This is a genomic window from Pseudomonas sp. KBS0710 (assembly GCF_005938045.2).
GTDB lineage: Bacteria > Pseudomonadota > Gammaproteobacteria > Pseudomonadales > Pseudomonadaceae > Aquipseudomonas.
Genome location: NZ_VCCF02000001.1, coordinates 5,264,242 through 5,284,315 on the forward strand (window position 1 = coordinate 5,264,242; position 20,074 = coordinate 5,284,315).

At 61.4% G+C, this 20,074-nt stretch carries 17 protein-coding genes; 5 read left to right on the forward strand and 12 right to left on the reverse strand.

What is annotated here, in order from left to right:
• The first annotated feature begins 55 nt into the window (after positions 1-55).
• Genes FFI16_RS24140 through asd form a run of 3 tightly spaced genes read left to right on the forward strand, consistent with a single transcriptional unit; the run spans position 56 to position 3,340 of the window.
• The gene (locus FFI16_RS24140) at positions 56-1,591 is read left to right on the forward strand and encodes an HDOD domain-containing protein (protein ID WP_138817119.1); all 1,536 of its coding nucleotides are present in this window, start codon (positions 56-58) and stop codon (positions 1,589-1,591) included.
• 57 nt (positions 1,592-1,648) lie between these two features.
• On the forward strand, positions 1,649-2,464 hold the full coding sequence (locus FFI16_RS24145; RefSeq protein ID WP_138817120.1) for a rhodanese-like domain-containing protein: 816 nt from the start codon (positions 1,649-1,651) through the stop codon (positions 2,462-2,464).
• 15 nt (positions 2,465-2,479) lie between these two features.
• Positions 2,480-3,340, forward strand: coding sequence for an archaetidylserine decarboxylase (gene asd, locus FFI16_RS24150; protein ID WP_138817121.1), 861 nt, complete (start codon positions 2,480-2,482; stop codon positions 3,338-3,340).
• 133 nt (positions 3,341-3,473) lie between these two features.
• On the opposite strand, the gene serB is transcribed toward asd, so the two are convergent.
• Positions 3,474-4,688, reverse strand: coding sequence for a phosphoserine phosphatase SerB (serB, locus tag FFI16_RS24155; RefSeq protein WP_138817122.1), 1,215 nt, complete (start codon positions 4,686-4,688; stop codon positions 3,474-3,476).
• A gap of 133 nt (positions 4,689-4,821) precedes the next feature.
• On the opposite strand from serB, the gene FFI16_RS24160 reads away from it, so the two are divergent.
• Positions 4,822-6,354, forward strand: a complete 1,533-nt coding sequence (locus FFI16_RS24160; protein WP_138817123.1) for an AhpA/YtjB family protein — start codon at positions 4,822-4,824, stop codon at positions 6,352-6,354.
• A gap of 66 nt (positions 6,355-6,420) precedes the next feature.
• Here the strand turns inward: FFI16_RS24160 and FFI16_RS24165 are convergent, their stop codons facing one another.
• The 9 genes from FFI16_RS24165 to FFI16_RS24205 form a co-directional block, all read right to left on the reverse strand.
• Positions 6,421-7,128: a membrane integrity-associated transporter subunit PqiC gene (locus tag FFI16_RS24165; RefSeq protein ID WP_178112709.1), complete on the reverse strand. Its 708-nt coding sequence runs from the start codon at positions 7,126-7,128 to the stop codon at positions 6,421-6,423.
• Between the two features lie 176 nt (positions 7,129-7,304).
• On the reverse strand, positions 7,305-9,569 hold the full coding sequence (gene parC / locus FFI16_RS24170) for a DNA topoisomerase IV subunit A (RefSeq protein ID WP_017138479.1): 2,265 nt from the start codon (positions 9,567-9,569) through the stop codon (positions 7,305-7,307).
• A gap of 10 nt (positions 9,570-9,579) precedes the next feature.
• Positions 9,580-10,101 carry a TIGR02281 family clan AA aspartic protease gene (locus FFI16_RS24175; RefSeq protein WP_058422427.1) on the reverse strand — a complete coding sequence of 174 codons (522 nt, stop codon included), beginning with the start codon at positions 10,099-10,101 and terminating at the stop codon, positions 9,580-9,582.
• Positions 10,098-11,093: an esterase-like activity of phytase family protein gene (locus FFI16_RS24180; RefSeq protein WP_138817125.1), complete on the reverse strand. Its 996-nt coding sequence runs from the start codon at positions 11,091-11,093 to the stop codon at positions 10,098-10,100. Before FFI16_RS24180 ends, FFI16_RS24175 begins: the two co-directional genes overlap by 4 nt.
• Positions 11,093-12,997: a DNA topoisomerase IV subunit B gene (gene parE, locus FFI16_RS24185; protein ID WP_138817126.1), complete on the reverse strand. Its 1,905-nt coding sequence runs from the start codon at positions 12,995-12,997 to the stop codon at positions 11,093-11,095. Before parE ends, FFI16_RS24180 begins: the two co-directional genes overlap by 1 nt.
• A 44-nt stretch (positions 12,998-13,041) precedes the next feature.
• Positions 13,042-13,650: a YqiA/YcfP family alpha/beta fold hydrolase gene (locus FFI16_RS24190; RefSeq protein ID WP_056860542.1), complete on the reverse strand. Its 609-nt coding sequence runs from the start codon at positions 13,648-13,650 to the stop codon at positions 13,042-13,044.
• A gap of 204 nt (positions 13,651-13,854) precedes the next feature.
• A complete protein-coding gene (gene cpdA / locus FFI16_RS24195; protein ID WP_138817127.1) occupies positions 13,855-14,670 on the reverse strand; it encodes a 3',5'-cyclic-AMP phosphodiesterase in 816 nt (271 codons plus the stop codon).
• Positions 14,671-14,756: 86 nt separating this feature from the next.
• Positions 14,757-15,206 (reverse strand): DUF1249 domain-containing protein, encoded by a 450-nt coding sequence (locus FFI16_RS24200; RefSeq protein ID WP_017138485.1) that lies wholly within the window; start codon positions 15,204-15,206, stop codon positions 14,757-14,759.
• Positions 15,197-15,814, reverse strand: coding sequence for an NUDIX domain-containing protein (locus tag FFI16_RS24205; RefSeq protein WP_138817128.1), 618 nt, complete (start codon positions 15,812-15,814; stop codon positions 15,197-15,199). The genes FFI16_RS24200 and FFI16_RS24205 overlap by 10 nt, the downstream gene beginning before the upstream one ends.
• 194 nt (positions 15,815-16,008) lie before the next feature.
• Here FFI16_RS24205 and FFI16_RS24210 point away from each other — a divergent pair, with 194 nt between their 5' ends.
• Entirely contained in the window at positions 16,009-16,755 is a 747-nt protein-coding gene (locus FFI16_RS24210; protein WP_138817129.1) for an RsiV family protein, read from the forward strand.
• On the opposite strand, the gene cytX is transcribed toward FFI16_RS24210, so the two are convergent.
• Both cytX and thiC read right to left on the reverse strand, forming a co-directional pair.
• Positions 16,724-18,013 carry a putative hydroxymethylpyrimidine transporter CytX gene (gene cytX, locus FFI16_RS24215; protein WP_138817130.1) on the reverse strand — a complete coding sequence of 430 codons (1,290 nt, stop codon included), beginning with the start codon at positions 18,011-18,013 and terminating at the stop codon, positions 16,724-16,726. The two genes, FFI16_RS24210 and cytX, sit on opposite strands and share 32 nt — an antisense overlap.
• A gap of 145 nt (positions 18,014-18,158) precedes the next feature.
• Positions 18,159-20,051, reverse strand: a complete 1,893-nt coding sequence (gene thiC / locus FFI16_RS24220; protein ID WP_138817131.1) for a phosphomethylpyrimidine synthase ThiC — start codon at positions 20,049-20,051, stop codon at positions 18,159-18,161.
• Positions 20,052-20,074 lie beyond the last annotated feature (23 nt).

The following is a 20,074-nucleotide window of genomic DNA, read 5'->3' on the forward strand; positions in this document are numbered from 1 at the left end:
GCCAATTCGGCCCGTTCCGGGCGTGTTGAACGCAAGTGATGATCGCGCCCCAATCATGGCAAACGAAACGACAGTTCCAACGACAAAACCCACCAACCTCGCCGCTTGGATCAAGCGCCTGGACGATGTGCTGCTGCCTGTTCCTCAGGCTAGTCACGAACGCGTGTGCAAGGCCATCCGCGACAGCCGTAGTTCTTTGCGAGATATTGCCGAGCTGATGCAAAACAGCCCGGCGCTGGTGCTCAGCGTGATGCGCGAAGCCAACAGCCAGGCGCACGGCAGCCTGTCGGGGCCGGCAGAAAACCTCGAAGTGGCGCTGAACCGCCTGGGCCTTAAACGCGCAGAAGAATTGCTCGCGCGCCTGCCCGCGGTGCCGGAAAAAGACATCCCGGTGGCCTTGCGCCAATTGCTGCTGGTGAGCCAGCACGCCTCCCAGCAAGCCAATGGTTTGTTCGCCAGCCGCCTGGCGCGGCTGTGGCAAGACATCCATTGGGGCAGCCTGCTGTTTCTGTCGCCACTGTGGCCGCTGGCCGTGGCCTACCCCAAGCTTCTGGAAGAATGGGAACTGCGAGTGATCCACAAAGGCCAGTCGGCGCGCAAGGTCGAGCAGGAACTGTTCGGTGTACGCTTGCTCGACCTGTGCCTGGGCTTGACCGAAGCCTGGCACCTGCCGATCTGGGTATCCCAGGGCTACAACCTGCTGCTGACCGAACAGCGCTTGCTGGTGAAGGCACTGCACATCGCCCGCGAAGATGACGCGTTGCGCCAGCAGCAATTGCTCGATGCCGAACCCAACCTGCGGCGCTGGCTGAACCAGCCCGCCAATACCGTGCTGCTGGCCAACGGCCTGGCGATGTCGGCCCAGGAATCCTGGACCTGCCCGCACACCGAGCGCTGGCAATACCTCACCGCGCTGTACCTGCAAGCGCCGCTGTGTGACGTGCAGCAACAGGTTCACCAACAAGCGGTGACCAGCGCGCGCACCACCTTGATGCCGGACCTCTGGCACCCGGCGCTGTCGCTGATCTGGCCGTGGCATGTGCAAAAAGTCCATCGCGGCCTGCTGCCCGCACCACCGCCCACTGCCGAAGCACTGGCCGTGTGGCGCAAGCGCTGCACCGAATTGCTGGTCGAGCCGAGCCGCTTTGCCAACGCCATGCACTTGACCACCTGCGCCAGGGAAGCCTTGGTCGCCAGTGGCATGCAGCGTGTGCTGCTCTTTATGGCCGACCGCGCCCTGAGCACCTTGCGCGTGCATCAGGCCGATGGTTTGCCAAAGGAGGCTGCCAACCTGAGCCTGGATGTCGTCAACAGCACGCTGCTGCAGCGCCTGCTGGAAAAGTCCGCGCAAGTGCGTCTCACGCCAGACAATCACGCGCAATTTTCCGCGCTGCTGCCACCGATCCTGCGCCGCTGGTTTACCGGTGAACACCTGTTGCTACGCTCTCTGAGCTGCAATGGCCGCGTAGTGATGCTGATGGTCGCCGACCAAGGCGGCGGGCCGTTCTCGGAAACCACCGTGCAAGCCTTCGGCAAAACCGCTCAATGCATCGAGAAGGCCCTGCACAGCTTTACCAACCGCAGCGCCTGATGCTTGCGCTACAATCGCCGTCCTTTATCGCCAACATTTGTGCGCAGGAGACCTCACATGCCTGACTTCTCTGGCTTGCCGCTGGTGATCGAATCCAGCGACCTGCTTGGCCGCCTGGATGCCGAACACTTGATTCTGGTGGACCTCACCAGTGCCGCCCGCTACGTCGAAGGGCATATCCCCGGCGCGCATTTCGTTGACCCCAAGCGCACCCAGTTGGGCCAGCCGCCAGCACCCGGTTTGCTGCCGCACAAAGCCGACCTGGAAAAGCTGTTCGGCGAACTGGGCCACACACCGGACGCCACTTACGTCGTCTATGACGACGAAGGCGGCGGCTGGGCTGGGCGGTTTATCTGGATGCTCGACGTGATCGGCCACCAGAAATACCACTACCTGGACGGCGGCCTGCTGGCCTGGCTGGAAGGTCAGCACCCAGTGTCCACCGAAGTGCCCGCCCCGGTTGGCGGCCCGGTCAGCCTCACGCTGCACGACGGCCCCACCGCCACCCGCGAGTACCTGCAAAGCCGACTCGGTGCCGCCGACCTGGGCATCTGGGACGCGCGCGGCCCGTTGGAGTATTCCGGCGAGAAGGTGCTCGCCGCCAAGGGCGGGCACATCCCCGGCGCCGTCAACTTCGAATGGACTGCCGGCATGGACAAGGCGCGCAACCTGCGTATCCGCCGCGACATGCCGCAGATCCTCGAAGACCTCGGGCTGACCCGCGACAAAGAAATCATCACCCACTGCCAGACTCACCACCGCTCTGGCTTCACCTACCTGGTGGCCAAGGCGCTCGGTTATCCGCGAGTCAAAGGTTATGCCGGTTCCTGGGGCGAATGGGGCAACCACCCCGACACCCCCGTCGAGATTTAAGGTTTAAGGACAGTTATGAAAAAGCAGTTGTTTATCCTCAGCCAGTACTTGCTGCCGCACCACTTGCTGTCGCGCCTGGCCGGCTGCATTGCCGAGTGCCGCGTGCGCTGGTTCAAGAATGCCTTCACAGCCTGGTTCGCCAAGCGCTACCAAGTGGACATGTCCCAGGCGCTGGTGGAAGACCTCACCGCCTACGAGCACTTCAACGCCTTCTTCACCCGCGCCCTCAAAGACGGCGCCCGCCCGCTGGATGAAACCCCAGGCGCGGTGCTGAGCCCAGCCGACGGCGCGGTCAGCCAGCTTGGCCCGATTGAACACGGCCGGGTGTTCCAGGCCAAAGGCCATAGCTTCAGCGTGCTGGAATTGCTGGGGGGCGACGCAGCGCTGGCCGCACCATTCATGGGCGGTGATTTCGCCACCATCTACCTGTCACCGAAGGACTACCACCGCGTACACATGCCTTTGGCCGGTACGCTGCGCGAGATGGTCTACGTGCCGGGCCGGATTTTCTCGGTCAACCAGACCACCGCCGAAAACGTGCCTGAACTGTTTTCGCGCAACGAACGTGTTGTCTGCCTGTTCGACACCGAACGCGGCCCGATGGCAGTGGTATTGGTGGGCGCGATGATTGTGGCGTCGATTGAAACTGTGTGGGCCGGGTTGGTGACGCCGCCCAAGCGTGAGCTGAAAACCTTCCGCTACGACGAAGCCGCACGCGCGCCGATTCACTTGGAGAAAGGTGCTGAACTGGGCCGCTTCAAGCTGGGTTCGACCGCCATCGTGCTGTTCGGGCCGGATCAGGTGAAGTGGGCAGAAGAGCTGGTGGCAGGTACGCCAGTGCAGATGGGCCAGGGTATCGCCGCGCCTAAAGCCTGATTCAAGCTTATTGAAGATCAAAATGTGGGAGCGGGCTTGCCCGCGATGACGGAGTATCAGTCGATACATCATTGACTGATCTACCGCTATCGCGGGCAAGCCCGCTCCCACATTTTTTACTGCATTTCTACAGTTACAACTGCCCGTCGCGATCGCGAAAGCCCAGCAGATACAACACACCATCCAGCCCCAGCGTCGAAATCGCCTGCTTGGCCGATTGCTTGACCAGCGGCTTGGCACGGAACGCCACACCCAAACCGGCAATCGCCAGCATCGGTAAGTCATTCGCACCGTCGCCGACCGCAATGGTCTGCTCCAGACGCAAACCTTCCTTGTGGGCCAACTCCTTGAGCAAGTCCGACTTGCGCTGCGCGTCGACAATCGGCTCTACCGCCACGCCGGTCACCTTTCCATCCACCACTTCCAGCTCATTGGCGAACACATAGTCGATGCCCAGCTTGGCCTGCAATTGCTTGGCGAAGTAGGTGAAGCCGCCGGACAGGATGGCGGTCTTGTAGCCCAGGCGCTTGAGTTCGGCGAACAGGGTTTCGGCGCCTTCGGTCAGGCGCAGCGAGGCGCCAATCGAATCCAGCACGCTCACGTCCAAGCCCTTGAGCAGCGCCAGGCGCTCCTTGAAGCTGGCGCGAAAATCCAGCTCACCGGCCATGGCGCGCTCGGTGATTTCGGACACTTGCTCACCCACACCGGCAGCCTTGGCCAGTTCGTCGATGACTTCGGCTTCGATCAGCGTGGAGTCCATGTCGAACACCGCCAGGCGGCGGTTACGGCGGAACAGCGAGTCCTCCTGGAAGGCGATGTCGACATTCAGTTCCTGGGCCACGCTGAGGAATTCAGCGCGCAGGGCTTGCGGGTCGGCCGGTTCGCCGCGCACGGAGAACTCGATACAGCCCTTGCCTTTGTCCGCCGGCGTGTCCAATGGCATGCGACCCGACAGACGGTCGATATGGTCGATATTCAAACCATATTGAGCGGTGATGGAGCTGACGCGCTGCAATTGTTCGGCGGTCACTTTGCGGGTCAGCAGCGTCACGATGTGGCGTTTTTTGCCCTGGCCGTCCACCCAATGCTGGTAATCGGCTTCGGAGACCGGCGTGAAACGCACCTGCTGATCGAGCTTATACGCCGTAAACAGGATGTCTTTAAGCACCGACGAGGCCTGCTCGGTGCTGGGAATTTCAACCAGGATGCCAAACGACAACGTGTCGTGGATCACCGCCTGGCCGATGTCGAGAATGTTCACACCACCCTGGGCCAGAACACCGGTAATGGCCGCGGTGAGGCCCGGGCGATCTTCGCCAGTGATGTTTATCAGGACAATTTCGCGCAAAGCGCACCCCCAGGCTGGAAAAAAACCGCATTCTACCCACTTTCAGTGACCATCGGGCGCAGCGAGCGCTTTGCCGGTTCTAGGCCTGTCGCTATACTGCGCGTCAACTTCACGGACCAAGAGCCGAGCGCAAGTGAACCGGCCCACGCCAGTAAAAACCGATAACTTCTTCCTGCTGATCTTCCGGGCACTGCGCCACCGCCGTGTACCGATCGCATTACGCATCGCCAGCCATAACGTGATCCTGGTCGCTCTGGCCTTGGTGATCTACGCCTGCGTGATGGGTTTGCAGTTCAAGCAGGCCATGCACGAGCAAGCCGATGCCCTGGGCGCGAGCCTCACAACCCAGACCGCCACCTCGGCGACTGAGTTGCTGGTGTCCAACGACATCCTCAGCCTCAACGTGCTGCTCAATAACCTGACCAAGAACCCGCTGGTGGCCCATGCCGCCATCTACAGCGTGGACAACCGGATCATGGCCGAAGCCGGGCAGCGCCCGAAAAACGGCCTGTTGGGTGAAGCCGAAGGCCTGTATTCGAGCAATATTACGTTTCAGGATGTGAAGGCCGGGCAACTGCGCATCAGCCTCGACATGCAGCAATTCCAGCAGCCGATGACCATCAGCCTGCAAAGCATGGGCATCCTCAGCGCGATCCTGCTGGCCTTGGCCCTGGCCCTGAGCTTGCGCCTGGGTCGGCATATCTCCACGCCGCTGATGCAATTGCGCATCTGGCTGCGCGATATCGACGAACACACCCCGGCCACCGACCGCCAGGATGAAATCGGCGACCTCGCCCGCCAGCTTCACGCCAGCTTCGCCCCGGAGCCGGTGGTGCCTGAGGTTGAACCCGAACCTGAGTACGACGACACCGACTACGACGACGAGCCCGAGTTTGAAGTGCGCAACCTGCGTGACCCAGGCTTTGACGAAAGTGCGCCGGTGGCTGCCCTCAAACCTGCTCCACGCCAGGTGATCAAGGCCGAAGAAGACGAACTGGACGATGAAGACCCGTTCGCCGACCTGCGCGACACCTCGGCCGCCGCGCCCGTGGTGGCACCGCAACCTGCGCCGGTAAAAAATACCGAGCCGCAGCACAGCGCCGTACTGGCTGTGCAACTGGGTGCGCAGGACCAACTGCGTCGCCTGCCCCGTGCGCGCCTCACTGAATTGCTGGAGCGCTACCGCGATTGCCTCGACCAGGCGGCCTCGCTCTACCAGAGCGAGCTGCATACCCTGAACGACGGCAGCACGTTGATGCTGTTCCACAGCGAAGACAGCGGCGAAGACTACCTGACCAATGCGATTTGCTGCGGCGAGCTGCTGCGCGCCCTCGGCCATGCCTTGCAGATTGAAGTGGCCGACAGCGGCATTACGTTGCAGCTGCAACTTGGCCTGACCGTCGGTGACGATCTGTTCGGCATGAGCCAGATCGACCTGCTGCTTACCGAGATCGCCCAGGATGCGCTGGCCTTGTCCCAACACAGCCGCAACCTGCTGCTGGTGGAGCGCAAGATCAGTGAAGATGCGTTGATCCGCCAGCGCGCACGTATCCGCCCGATTGCCAGCCCTGAAGGCGCGAGCTGTGTGGAGCGGCTGATGGAGCCGTACCCGTCGATGCTGGAACGGCAGTTGGCGCGGATGCATGAGACCCGTAACAAGCCCTGACAGCTTGATCGCAGACAACAAAAGGCCCGCTGAGTAAGCGGGCCTTTTGCTTGGGCGCGATTCAGGTCAGAACCTGAACACTTCCATATCCGTGCGAATCGGCGTGGCCATCGGCATCTTCGGCTTTTCCGGAGCGGACGGTTTGGCTTGAGCCGGAGCTTGCTTGCGCGGCGCTTCAGCCACTGGCGGCTGGTTGGCCAATGGCTTGAGGGCCACCGACAACTGCTGCGCCAAATGCTGCAACAACACGCCCTGGGCCTGGACCTGGGACGCGGTGCTGCCGGTATGCTCTTCCTGCAGATGCACGATGCGATTATCGCGCACCTGGCCACGGCGGTCGATCAAGCGCCATTGCGCGTCAAGAATCGCCGGCTGCGAAGTACCCGAGTCGAGCCGCGTGATGGTCAGCAATACCTGCACATCCGGGTTAAAACCGGCAGGCCCAGGCGCAAGCACCACACGCTGGCTGTCGAGATGGCCAGCCACCTGACGCAACATCAGCTGGTTGATATCGGACGACAGACTACCCGCCCAACGACCATCGGTGGAACCTTGCAGGCTGCCGTCGTTCTGACGTTGCAGCAGGGTTTCGCGTTGCAGGTAATCAGCAACGACGACCGGGCCAAGCAAAACGGCCATACCTGCGGTTTGCGCAGGCTGAGCCGGACTTCCGCTGTCCAGCTGGTACAGCGACACCGGTTGGTGTGTGCTGCAACCCGCCAACCCCAAAAGGCCAGCGAGCATCAAAAATAAAGGAAGGCGTGGAGCAGTCATCATCCCATCCAGGTGGCTGCCACAAGGCGAACCACAATGTAATACTAAAAATAACCTAAACACGCTCGGCCACGCCGGCGCTGGAAAGGCCATATCATCCGTGAATATGCGCCCTGACTCCAGCGCGAAAGCGTCGATCTACGCGTTAAATCGTAGATCGAGCCCTCTAATCCGCCTTAAACAGGCGTTTCCACCAGCAAAGCGTCCACACGCTGGAAGCCACGCGGCAGTTTATTACCCCGTCGACCACGCTCGCCCTTGTAGTGTTCGAGGTCGTCGGGGCGCAGAGACAGCGTGCGCTTGCCGGCCTGGAGCACCAGGGTAGAGCCTTCCGGGATCACGGCGATGTCGGTCACGTACTCTTCGCGACTGGCCACGCGCTCCCCGGGAATCCCGATAATCTTGTTGCCCTTGCCTTTACCCAACTGTGGCAAATCGCTGATCTTGAACACCAGCAAACGCCCTTCGGTGGTCACCGACGCCAGCCAGTTGCTCTCGCGGTCTTCCACGGTGCGCGGCAGGATCACCTTGGCGTTGTTCGGCAAGCTCAACAACGCTTTGCCCGCCTTGTTCTTGGCCTGCAGGTCTTCACCCTTGACCACAAAACCGTAACCCGCGTCGGAGGCGATCACGTACAGCGAATCGTCATCCGGCAGCAGCACGCACTCGAAATTCGCCCCCGGTGGCGGCGTAAGGCGCCCGGTCAGCGGCTCGCCCTGCCCGCGTGCGGATGGCAAGGTGTGCGCCGGCACCGAGTAGCTGCGCCCGGTGGAGTCGATAAACACCGCAAACTGGTTGGAACGCCCGGCCGCTGCGGTCTTGAAACCATCGCCAGCCTTGTACGAGAGGCCGGTGGCGTCAATATCATGCCCTTTGGCGGAACGAACCCAACCCTTTTCCGACAGAACGACGGTAATTTTCTCGTTAGGCAGCAACTCGGTTTCTGTCAGGGCTTTCGCTTCTGCGCGCTCGACGATTGGCGAACGGCGATCATCGCCATAGGTTTCGGCGTCTTTGATCAGCTCGCTGCGCACCAGCTTCTTGAGCTTGGTTTCGCTGCCCAACAGGGCTTGCAGCTTGGCTTGCTCCTTGAGCAGTGCATCTTGCTCGTCGCGCAACTTCATCTCTTCCAGCCGCGCCAACTGACGCAAGCGGGTGTCGAGGATGTAGTCGGCCTGGATCTCGCTCAGCTCGAAACGCGCGATCAGCTCGGCTTTCGGGTGCTCGGCGGTACGGATGATGTGGATCACTTCATCCAGGTTGAGGTAAGCAATCAGCAAACCGTCCAACAGGTGCAGGCGGCGCTCAACCTTGTCGAGACGAAATTGCAGGCGGCGGCGCACGGTCTGTACGCGGAACTCCAGCCATTCCACCAGCAGGTTGCGCAGGTTTTTCAACTGCGGCTTGCCATCCAGGCCGATGATGTTGACGTTGACCCGGTAGCTGGACTCAAGGTCGGTGCTGGCAAACAGATGCTGCATCAGCACTTCGTGGTCGACCCGGCTGTTGGTCGGGATGATCACGATGCGGCATGGGTTTTCGTGGTCGGACTCGTCACGCAGGTCAGCCACTTGTGGCAATTTCGACGGTTTGGCCTGCATCAGCGCGGCGATCTGCTCCAACACCTTGGCACCGGACACCTGGTGCGGCAATGCAGTGACAATAATGTCGCCGTCTTCAATGTGGTAAACCGCACGCATGCGCACCGAGCCCTTGCCGGTCTCGTACATCTTCAGCAGGTCGGCGCGCGGCGTGATGATTTCCGCTTCGGTCGGGTAATCCGGGCCTTGAATATGCTCGCAGAGCTGTTCGACCGTGGCTTTTGGCTCATCGAGCAAACGCACGCAGGCAGTCGCGACTTCGCGCAGGTTGTGCGGCGGCACGTCGGTGGCCATGCCGACCGCGATGCCGGTTGTGCCATTGAGCAGGATATTCGGCAAACGCGCGGGCAACACCAGCGGTTCGTCCAAGGTGCCGTCAAAATTCGGCCCCCAGTTCGCAGTGCCCTGGCCCAACTCGCTGAGCAGCACTTCCGAATAACGCGACAGGCGCGCCTCGGTGTAACGCATGGCGGCGAAGGACTTGGGATCGTCCGGCGCACCCCAGTTACCCTGGCCATCCACCAAGGTGTAGCGGTAGCTGAACGGCTGCGCCATCAGCACCATGGCTTCGTAGCAGGCCGAGTCGCCGTGCGGGTGGAACTTACCGAGCACGTCACCGACGGTACGCGCCGATTTCTTGTGCTTGGAGTCTGCGTCCAGGCCCAACTCACTCATGGCGTAGATAATGCGCCGTTGTACGGGCTTAAGGCCGTCGCCGATATGCGGCAAGGCACGGTCCATGATCACGTACATGGAGTAGTTGAGGTAGGCATTTTCGGTGAAGTCAGCCAGCGATCGGCGTTCTACGCCATCTAAGCTGTCTGCGAGGATGTCACTCATGCGGGCCTCATCATTGTTTGGTCTGGCGCAGCAGCATGGTGCCGCTGCGCTGGGTAAATTCAAGTTGTTTCAGTGCACTCATGCCCAACAACACCTGCTCGCCGCCCAGGCCCGGCGCTACCAGCGCGCGCACGTCCTGCAGGACGATATCGCCCAGCTTCAGGCGATCAAGGCGGGTGCGGTAGCCCTGGCTACGCCCATTGGCGGTGCTCAAGGTCACGGGCGGGCCACGTTGGAGCCCGAGGCGGTCGGCCAATTCGGCCGGCACCGCCACATCGGTCGCGCCGGTGTCGAGCATAAACTCCACCGGCGATCCGTTGATCTGGCCGCTGGCGACAAAATGCCCTTGGCCGTTGCCCAGCAATTTCACTTCGATGTAACCCTCGTGCTGCTCCGAGGTCACTACGGCATTGGGGTTTTCCTGACGCGCTTCCCACTGCCCAAAAAAACGCGTGGCCAAAAACAGCCCGGCGCCCCATGCCACGAACATCAGTACACGTCCGGCACGCTTGCCGGGCGGCGCTGCCGTCATGGTTGCGCGCCCCAGCCACCGGCCGGCACGGCAAAACGATAGACCACCGGGCGTTTTTCACCGTCGGCACGCGGGCCAAAATTATTGTCGATACCCAACCACGCGCCTTCGGCATCCACCACCAGGGCTTCGGCCAGGCCATAAGGCTGGGCATAACGCCGGTTCGGTGCCAGGGTTTCGTCGGCAAACGACCAGCACAGCTCGACTTTGGCCGTGAGCGCATCGCGCCGGCAAATCTGGAACGCATTGCGCTCCAGGGTAAACAGCTTGCCGTTGAACAGCGCCAGGTCGGCAAAGTCCTTGGACACTGCCTTGGCGTTAGTAAACTGCGCCGGCTGCACTTCCTGGCCGGCCTCGCTCAGCAACACACAGGGCCCGTCACAGTCCCACACGCTTTGGCCACGCTTGATCGAGATCAAGCCACGGCGCTCACGCTCGGCGGCCAGCCAGATCTGATTGCCTTGCGGGTTGATCGCCAAGCCTTCGAACAAGGCATTGAAGTGCAGCAGCATCCCGCTGGCCCGCGCTTCGCGGACCATGCCCGGAGCAATCTTCAACCATTCAGGCGCGCCGCTCACCGGCACTTGCAGCACCGCCGCATGGGCTTCGCTGACAATGTAGCGGTTGCCGGCAGCGTCACAGGTGATGCCTTCAAAATCCAGGTCGCCGCCACGAATGAACGATGCAGCCTTGGTGCGCGAACGCAGCCCCCAAGGCAGACCGGACTCGGGCACCGGCGGCACCTCGATCTTTACGGTTTCGGCCTTCCAGGTCGGCGCGCTGATATCGAGGCGGTAGATCTGGTCGTCATCGCGGTCGGACACCGTCCACAGGTCCTGGCCACACAGCGCCAGGCCCGACAGGTTGCCACCGCGCATGCCATCCACCGGGTGTTCGGAGACCAATTTAAGCTCAGCCACGGGCGCGGCCACCACTTGGGAAGCCACCAACCCGCTCAACATCAGGATCGCCAGGGCGAAACCTGTGCGCATCAGCCCAGCACCTCGGCCAGGTTGCCTTTGGACTCCAGCCAGGCTTTACGGTCCGGCGCACGCTTCTTCGCCAGCAGCATGTCCATCATTTCCGACGTACCGGCGAAGTCTTCCAGGGTCAACTGCACCAGGCGCCGAGTGTTCGGGTCCATGGTGGTTTCGCGCAGCTGCGGCGGGTTCATCTCACCCAGGCCTTTGAATCGCGTGACCTGTGGCTTGCCGCGTTTCTTCTCGGCCACCAGGCGGTCGAGGATGCCATCGCGCTCGGCCTCGTCCAGGGCGTAGAAAATCTCTTTGCCCAGGTCGATACGGTACAACGGCGGCATGGCGACGTAGACGTGGCCGGCATCCACCAACGGGCGGAAATGCTGCACAAACAGCGCGCAGAGCAAGGTGGCGATGTGCAGGCCGTCGGAGTCGGCGTCGGCGAGGATGCAGATCTTGCCGTAGCGCAGTTGGGCGATGTCCGCCGAACCCGGGTCTACACCGATGGCCACGGCAATGTTGTGTACTTCCTGGCTGGCCAGGACTTCGCTGCCGTCGACTTCCCAGGTGTTGAGGATCTTGCCGCGTAACGGCAGGATCGCCTGGAACTCCTTGTCCCGTGCTTGCTTGGCGGAACCGCCGGCGGAGTCACCTTCGACCAGGAACAGCTCGGAGCGCATCGGGTCTTGCCCGGCGCAGTCGGCCAGCTTGCCTGGGAGTGCCGGGCCTTGGGTGATGCGCTTGCGCTCGACTTTTTTGCTGGCCTTTAAACGGCGGCCGGCGTTGTTGATCGCCAGCTCAGCCAGGGCCAGGCCCAGCTCCGGGTGCTCGTTGAGCCACAGGCTGAACGCATCCTTGACCACACCGGAGACAAACGCCGCCGCCTCGCGGGACGACAAACGCTCTTTGGTCTGGCCGGAGAACTGCGGCTCCTGCATTTTCATCGACAGCACGAACGCAATGCGCTCCCACACGTCTTCCGGCGCCAGCTTCACGCCGCGCGGCAACAGGCTGCGGTATTCGCAGAACTCGCGCATGGCGTCCAGCAAACCCTGACGCAAACCGTTGACGTGGGTACCGCCCTGGGCCGTGGGAATCAGGTTGACGTAGCTTTCCTGCACGCTGTCGCCACCTTCAGGCAACCACAGCAGCGCCCAGTCGACGGCTTCTTTATTCCCCGCCAGGCTGCCGCAGAACGGCTCATTGGGCAGGCGCTCGAAGTCGCTGACCGAGTCTTCCAGGTAGGAGCGCAGGCCATCTTCGTAGTGCCACTCGACCTTTTCGCCGGTGCCTTTGTCTTCAAAGCTGACCAGCAGGCCCGGGCACAACACGGCCTTGGCCTTGAGTACATGCTTGAGGCGGCTGATGGAGAATTTTGGCGAATCGAAGTACTTCGGGTCCGGCGCGAAGTACACGCTGGTGCCGGTGTTGCGCTTGCCAACGGTGCCGATCACTTCCAGGTCGGTGGCTTTGTAGCCATCGGCGAAGGTCATCTGGTACTCGTTGCCGTCGCGCTTGACCTTGACCCGCACGTGGTTCGACAGGGCGTTGACCACGGAAATACCCACACCGTGCAAGCCACCGGAGAACTGGTAGTTCTTGTTCGAGAACTTGCCACCGGCGTGCAGCTTGGTAAGGATCAGCTCAACGCCCGACACACCCTCTTCCGGGTGAATGTCCACCGGCATGCCACGACCATCGTCGGACACTTCCAGGGAATGGTCGGCGTGAAGGATGACTTGTACCGACTTGGCGTGCCCGGCCAAGGCTTCGTCGACGCTGTTGTCGATGACTTCCTGGGCAAGGTGGTTCGGCCGACTGGTGTCGGTGTACATGCCGGGGCGTTTGCGCACCGGGTCGAGGCCCGAGAGGACTTCGATGGCGTCGGCGTTATAAGAGCTAGCGCTGGGAGTGGCCATGGGGTCTCGTCGTGAGTCGTTCGATTAAAAAGTGACCTTGGACTTTACAGTGCTGCAAAGTCGAAGGATTGATACTGATCTGCGCCAATGCCGGCAAAGCTCAACATGGCCGGCAATTGCTGGGCGAACCCCTGGTAACCGTGGTCGCCACCGGCCTGGATGCGCAAGGCACAGGCCCGGTAATACTGCTGGGCGAGGCGATAATCCAGGGTTTCGTCCCCGGTCTGCAACCACACCTGATACCGCGCGGCGTCCTGGGGCGCCGGCACTTCCAGTTCGGCCAGGGCCGTAACGTGGTCGTGGGTCAGCTCCCAGGTTTCATCGGTGTAGAGGTTCTTCTGGGTGCCCAGGTAACCGTCAAACATCCGATGCGGGCTGACCGCCGGGTTCACCAGCAGCGCCTTGAGGCCATGGCGTTCGGCAAGATGGGTTGCATAGTAGCCGCCGAGTGAGCTTCCCACCAGCAGCGGCCGCCCCAGTTCTGCAATGGCCTCTTCCAATTGAGGAATCGCCTGACGCGGATGGTGATGCAGGGCCGGCACACGCAGTTGGTCGCTCAAACCGAGGCTGTCCATCACGGTGGTCAACTGGGTGGCCTTGTTGGACGCAGGCGCGCTGTTGAAACCGTGGATATATAGAATCGAAGCGGACATGCCGGGCTCTCCGTGCATCAGCCAAAGAGGCGCAGTTTACAGGGATCGGGGTGGTGTGTGAGTACCCTATTGTCCAGCCGGCAAAGAACCCATGTGGGAGCGGGCTTGCTCGCGAATGCGGTGGGTCAGCCAGCACATCTGTCGACTGCTAAACCGTATTCGCGAGCAAGCCCGCTCCCACATTTTGGTCAGTGTTTACAGCCGTTAATAACCGTTACTGCCGTAATCGACGGTAAATTCGAAACCTTTTACCCGCTCCACGCCCGTCTCCAACCGTCCGTCGGCATGCAATCGCAGCCAGCGATACCCGGGCGCCTGCTCACTGACCTTGAAGTCCTCGCTGCCCGGCGCGAACTGGATACAGGTGGACGGCGATGCCAGCAGGCGCACGCCGTTGCGCTCGCGGTCGACTTCCTGGTGCACATGCCCCCAAAGCACAGCTTTTACCTGTGGGAAACGGTCGAGTACGGCAAACAGGGCTTCAGGGTTGCGCAGGCCGATGGGCTCCATCCACGCACAGCCGATGGAGACCGGATGATGGTGAAAACACACCAGATGATGACGGTTAGGCGCCTCGCTCAGGGCTTGGGCGAGCAATTGCAATTGCGAATCCTGCAAGTAACCGGGCACTGAACCCGGAACCGCTGAATCGAGCAAAGTGACGCGCCACTGGCCGATATCGACCACCGGCTCGAGCAAATCGCTGTGCACGGCGGCGTGGGCCATGACCTGCGGTTCGTCGTGGTTGCCGGGAATCCAGCGCGCCGGCGCGTCGATCTGCCGAGTCAGGTCGCGAAATTGCTGGTAAGACTCAAGCGTACCGTCCTGGGACAAGTCTCCCGTGGCCAGCATCAAATCAATCTGCGGCTGTTGCTCGCGCACCAAACCAATCACCCGTTGCAGGCTGTCGCGGGTGTTCATGCCCAGCAGCGTACCGTCGGCCTCGGCAAACAAGTGGCTGTCGGACAACTGCACCAGCAGCGCCGGCGCATCAGGGTTCACGGTGGATACGCTCGGCAAGGCGCTCTCCCAGGGCAATCACAGGAATGGATAGGTAGCGCGATTATGCTGGGGCAGGACACAAAGAGGAAAGACGCAGTTCACATCTAGCGCACGACTTCGAATTCATGGCCCAGGGCCAGGCAATGGCTCAACCACTCACCGAGGAACACATTGAGCTGTGCTTTCTCATCGGGCTGGTGCATGAACACATTCGGATAAGGATAGATGCTGCGAAAGCGTCGCGCATGTTCGGCGCTGATCACTTCGGCCATGCGCGCATCGTGATACACCTGAACCTCCAGCTGCGGCACCGGCAGCCAGGGCAGGCTGTGTTCCTGGCGCACACGCAGGGTGGTGGTGTACGGGCAGTTGACGATGACCTCGAGGGTCAGCACGCCCAGCATCTGGTCGCCATGGGTCACGGCAATCCGCCGCGCCTCAGGCGCGTGACGCATGTCGGGGAGCAAGCGCATCAAGCGTGCATAGTTGGCCTCGCAGGCGGCTTGCAGCCCGATCAGGTCAACCCGGTATCGTTCCCGTGCCTTTACTGCCATAACCCCCTCACTTCCGCGCGATTAAGCGCAAGCCATTGCAGGGCGATAATGCTGGCTGCGTTGGAAATTTTGCCGTCACGCACCGCTTGCAGGGCATCTTCAAAGGCCCAGGGGGTGACGCGGATATCTTCTGCTTCTTCTTCCAGTCCATGGACGCCACCTGCGCCTGAGCTGTCGCAACGGCCCAGATACAAGTGCACGAATTCGGTACTGCCACCGGGCGACGGGAAATACTTGGTGATCGGCCACAGCGCAGAGAACGTAAGGCCAGCTTCCTCCTCGGCTTCGCGGTGTGCAACCTCCTCCGGCTGTTCGTCCTTGTCAATCAGCCCCGCGACCATTTCCACCAGCCACGGGTTGTCGGTGCGACCCATGGCGCCGATACGGAACTGCTCGATCAACACCACTTCATCGCGCTGCGGGTCGTAGGGCAGCACGCACACCGCGTCATGACGCACAAAGACTTCACGATTGATCACCCGGCTCATGCCGCCATCGAATTTCTCGTGGCGCAGCTGCACGCGATCAAGCCTGTAGAAGCCCTTGTAGGCATTGTCACGCTGAACAATCTCGATGGTGTTCGGCGTCGATTTGGCAATGTCCGTCATGTCGTTCCTCGTTACGCAGGTGCAATTCGCGCCATCCTAACGCGCCCATGGCCTTTGATGCAGCCCCTTTCCGGTTGCCGGGATAGACGGCGGACGTCAAACTCACTCTAATCAGCTTAGTGGCGAACTGACGGCTTTGTTCGCAGTCGAAGCGCTACTCTTTTTCGCTTTCCATCGATTTACGAAGGACGCACATGTCGCTTTTAAAAATCGCCTCCGTGGCCTGTATTGCCTTGACTCTGGGCGCTTGCCAGAGCCTGTTCCAGCCCAGCTACCTCAAGCCCCTGGACACTAAGCCGAACACCTCCGAACAGATCAAACCCGGTTGCAACAGCCCGGATTGCCCGCTGGTGAACATCGACACCGTGCACTTTCCCAGCGAGCCGCAGCTGGACAGCATTGTTGAGCAACGCTTGCTGCAAATGACCCGCACCACACCCGGCGCCAGCGTGCCGCCGACCTTGAATGCCTACCGCGACAAATTCCTGCGCGAGTCGCCCGACCGCAACAGCATGTACTTGCAGGCCAAGGTACGTGAGCAGCATGACGGACTGGTGATCATTGAAGTGTCCAGCTACCTGGATACCGGCGCCGCCCACGGCGAGCCCGGCCGTGGTTTCATCAACTATTCACGCCTGCAGCACAAAGAGCTGAGCCTGGCTGACATGCTGCTGCCGGGCCAGGAACAGGCGTTCTGGAACACCGCGAAAGTCGCCCACAACAGCTGGCTGATCAATTCGCAGATGGACCGCGACCCGGAGTTCGTCAAGAGCTGGCCGTTCCAGAAAACCCCGAACGTGGCCCTGACCAGCGCTGGCGTGGTGCTCAAGTACAACGTAAGCACCATCGCCCCTTACGCATTGGGGCTGATCGAAATGACCATCCCCTATGCGCGCCTTACCGGCGTGCTCAAGCCTGAGCTGATGCCTGCGCGCCACTGACCGCACGCCCCAGCACCAGCTGTAACAACCCTGCCAGCACCAGCGCCGGCAGGGTTGCGCCGATATCCGGATACAGGTTGGCCAGCAAGTGATAGGTGCCGATGCCACCCAGCCAGGCCACCAGCGCCGGCCAATGCAGGTTGGCAACCGTGCCCTGGCCACGGCGGCGCAGGATAAAGTGATCCACCAGCACCACGCCGAACAGCGGCGCAAATACCGAGCCGATCAGCAGCAGGAAGTTCTGGTACTGCGCCAACGGCGCCAGGCAGGCGATCAAGGTGCAGATCACACCAATGACCAACGCCAAGTGCTCGACCTTCAAGCGCAACAGAATCCCACTGGACACCGCCGCCGAGTGAATATCGGCAAAAGCGTTTTCCGACTCGTCCAACAGAATCAACAGCAACGGAATGCCAAGGCCAGCACCGGCCAGGGCCAACAACAGCGCATTCACTTCACCACTGGGCGCAAACGCCAGGGTGTAGGCCACGCCCAGGCTCATCAGCCAGAAGTTACCGATAAAGAAGCCCAGTGCAGTGCCGCCGAACACGCTTTGGGCGCGCTGGCCGAAACGTGAATAGTCGGCGATCAGTGGCAGCCACGACAGCGGCATGGCGATAGCGATATCAAACCCCACCGCAAACGGCATCGAGCCGTCACCGGACTTGGCCCACAACGCCGTGAGGTCGGCCTTGGCGAACAGGTTCCAGGTCAGCCACAGGCAAGCGGCGAGCAGCAGCCAGATGCCCCACTTACGCAGGATCTGGCGCACGAATGTCAGCGGCCCACTGACGGCCAGCAGGGTGGCCAAACCGCCGAAAAACAGGGTCCACAGCAACGGGCTGGCCAACAGGCTGCCCTCGCTGAACGCGCGCGTACCCAGCAGGCTGGCGGCGTCGCGCATCACGATGATTTCGAACGAGCCCCAGCCGACCAATTGCAACAAGTTCAGCAGCGCCGGCAGGCTCGCGCCCTTGCTGCCAAGGCTGAGCTTGAGCGCGGCCATGGCGGACAGGCCGGTGTCGCTGCCGATCACACCGACGGCGGCCAGCAACAACACACCGACCAGCGTGCCGAGGAAGATGGCCAGCAACGAGCCGGACAAGCCCAAGCCCGGCGCGAGCAAGGCGCCGGTTTGCAGGACCATCAGGCCGATGCCGAGGGAGAACCACAAGGAGAACAGGTCGCGGGCGCCGAACACGCGCTTGTCAGCGGGCACCGCGATGTCCGGGGAGTAAGTACTCGGTTGAATGCTCAAGGGTGTTATCTCTGAGGGGCAGGTGTTGTTTGAGAGACCGCCTTCGCGAGCAAGCCCGCTCCCACATTTTGATCTGTGAATACCTTCAAAATGTGGGAGCGGGCTTGCTCGCGAAGAGGCCCGTACAGGCGCTTACAATCCCGGATCAGACCTTCTTGTACAGCTGACTGCCTTCCTGCTTGAACCGCTCCGCCTGCTCGGCCAAGCCCTTGGCCACATCCACGTCCACCGCTTCAATGCGCTGGTTGGCGGCGTACTCGCGTACTTCGTGCGTGACTTTCATCGAGCAGAACTTAGGCCCGCACATCGAGCAGAAATGCGCGACCTTGGCCGATTCCTTCGGCAAGGTTTCATCGTGGTAAGCCCGCGCGGTGTCCGGGTCCAGGCCGAGGTTGAACTGGTCTTCCCAACGGAACTCGAAGCGCGCCTTGCTCAAGGCGTTGTCGCGAATCTGTGCGCCCGGATGCCCTTTGGCCAAATCCGCAGCATGGGCGGCGATCTTGTAGGTGATGATCCCGGTCTTCACGTCATCCTTGTTCGGCAAGCCCAAGTGTTCCTTGGGCGTGACGTAGCAGAGCATGGCGCAGCCGAACCAGCCGATCATCGCCGCACCGATGCCCGAGGTGATGTGGTCGTAGCCCGGCGCAATGTCGGTGGTCAGCGGGCCGAGGGTGTAGAACGGCGCCTCGTCGCAGCATTCGAGCTGCTTGTCCATGTTCTCCTTGATCAACTGCATCGGCACGTGGCCGGGGCCTTCGATCATGGTTTGCACGTCGTGCTTCCAGGCGATCTTGGTCAGTTCGCCAAGGGTTTCCAGCTCGCCGAATTGCGCTGCGTCGTTGGCATCGGCCACCGAGCCTGGGCGCAGGCCGTCACCGAGGGAAAAGCTGACGTCATAGGCCTTCATGATTTCGCAGATTTCTTCGAAATGCGTGTAGGCGAAGTTTTCCTTGTGGTGGGCCAGGCACCACTTGGCCATGATCGCGCCGCCACGGCTGACGATGCCGGTCACGCGGTTGGCGGTCAGCGGCACGTAACGCAGCAAGACACCGGCATGAATCGTGAAGTAGTCCACGCCTTGCTCGGCCTGTTCGATCAACGTGTCGCGGAAAAGCTCCCAGGTCAGCTCCTCAGCCATGCCGTCGACTTTTTCCAGGGCTTGGTAGATCGGCACGGTGCCGATCGGCACCGGCGAGTTGCGGATGATCCACTCGCGGGTTTCGTGGATGTGCTTGCCGGTGGACAAATCCATGATGTTGTCCGAGCCCCAGCGAATGCCCCAGGTCATCTTCGCCACTTCTTCTTCGATGGACGAACCCAGGGCGCTGTTGCCGATGTTGCCGTTGATCTTCACCAGGAAGTTACGGCCGATGATCATCGGTTCCAATTCGGTGTGGTTGATGTTGGCCGGAATGATCGCGCGACCACGGGCGATTTCTTCGCGGACAAATTCAGGCGTGATGATTTTCGGGATGCTCGCGCCAAAGCTGTGGCCCGGGTGCTGCTGCTTGAGCAAGCCGCTGGCACGGGCTTCTTCGAGCTTCATGTTTTCGCGGATGGCGACGTATTCCATCTCCGGCGTGATGATGCCTTTGCGCGCGTAATGCATCTGGCTCACATTGGCGCCGGCCTTGGCTTTGCGCGGGTTTTGCAGGTGGGCAAAGCGCAGGTAGGCCAGCTCCGGGTTATCCAGACGCTCCTGGCCGTAGCTTGAGCTCAGGCAGGTAAGACGCTCAGTGTCGCCACGCTCTTCGATCCACGGCGAGCGCACATCGGCCAGGCCTTTGCGCACGTCGATGATGACGTTGGGGTCGGTATACGGGCCGGAGGTGTCGTAGACCACCACGGGGGCGTTGATTTCACCGCCGAACTCGGTGGGTGTCACGTCCAGGCTGATTTCGCGCATGGGCACACGGATATCGGGACGCGAGCCCTGCACATAAATTTTCTGCGAGCGGGTAAACGGCTGCACGGAGCCTGTGTCGACCTTGGCCGACTCACTCAAATGCACGGTGTTGTTTTTTGGTCTTGTACTCATCACGGGCTCTCCAACTTATCCAG

What these genes read in the sequence shown, in the direction of transcription:
- FFI16_RS24140 (WP_138817119.1), top strand. Translation starts at nt 56, where the DNA reads ATGGCAAACGAAACGACAGTTCCAACGACAAAACCCACCAACCTCGCC.
- FFI16_RS24145 (WP_138817120.1), top strand. Translation starts at nt 1,649, where the DNA reads ATGCCTGACTTCTCTGGCTTGCCGCTGGTGATCGAATCCAGCGACCTG.
- asd (WP_138817121.1), top strand. Translation starts at nt 2,480, where the DNA reads ATGAAAAAGCAGTTGTTTATCCTCAGCCAGTACTTGCTGCCGCACCAC.
- FFI16_RS24165 (WP_178112709.1), bottom strand. Translation starts at nt 7,128, where the DNA reads ATGACTGCTCCACGCCTTCCTTTATTTTTGATGCTCGCTGGCCTTTTG.
- parC (WP_017138479.1), bottom strand. Translation starts at nt 9,569, where the DNA reads ATGAGTGACATCCTCGCAGACAGCTTAGATGGCGTAGAACGCCGATCG.
- FFI16_RS24175 (WP_058422427.1), bottom strand. Translation starts at nt 10,101, where the DNA reads ATGACGGCAGCGCCGCCCGGCAAGCGTGCCGGACGTGTACTGATGTTC.
- FFI16_RS24180 (WP_138817125.1), bottom strand. Translation starts at nt 11,093, where the DNA reads ATGCGCACAGGTTTCGCCCTGGCGATCCTGATGTTGAGCGGGTTGGTG.
- parE (WP_138817126.1), bottom strand. Translation starts at nt 12,997, where the DNA reads ATGGCCACTCCCAGCGCTAGCTCTTATAACGCCGACGCCATCGAAGTC.
- FFI16_RS24190 (WP_056860542.1), bottom strand. Translation starts at nt 13,650, where the DNA reads ATGTCCGCTTCGATTCTATATATCCACGGTTTCAACAGCGCGCCTGCG.
- FFI16_RS24200 (WP_017138485.1), bottom strand. Translation starts at nt 15,206, where the DNA reads ATGGCAGTAAAGGCACGGGAACGATACCGGGTTGACCTGATCGGGCTG.
- FFI16_RS24205 (WP_138817128.1), bottom strand. Translation starts at nt 15,814, where the DNA reads ATGACGGACATTGCCAAATCGACGCCGAACACCATCGAGATTGTTCAG.
- FFI16_RS24210 (WP_138817129.1), top strand. Translation starts at nt 16,009, where the DNA reads ATGTCGCTTTTAAAAATCGCCTCCGTGGCCTGTATTGCCTTGACTCTG.
- thiC (WP_138817131.1), bottom strand. Translation starts at nt 20,051, where the DNA reads ATGAGTACAAGACCAAAAAACAACACCGTGCATTTGAGTGAGTCGGCC.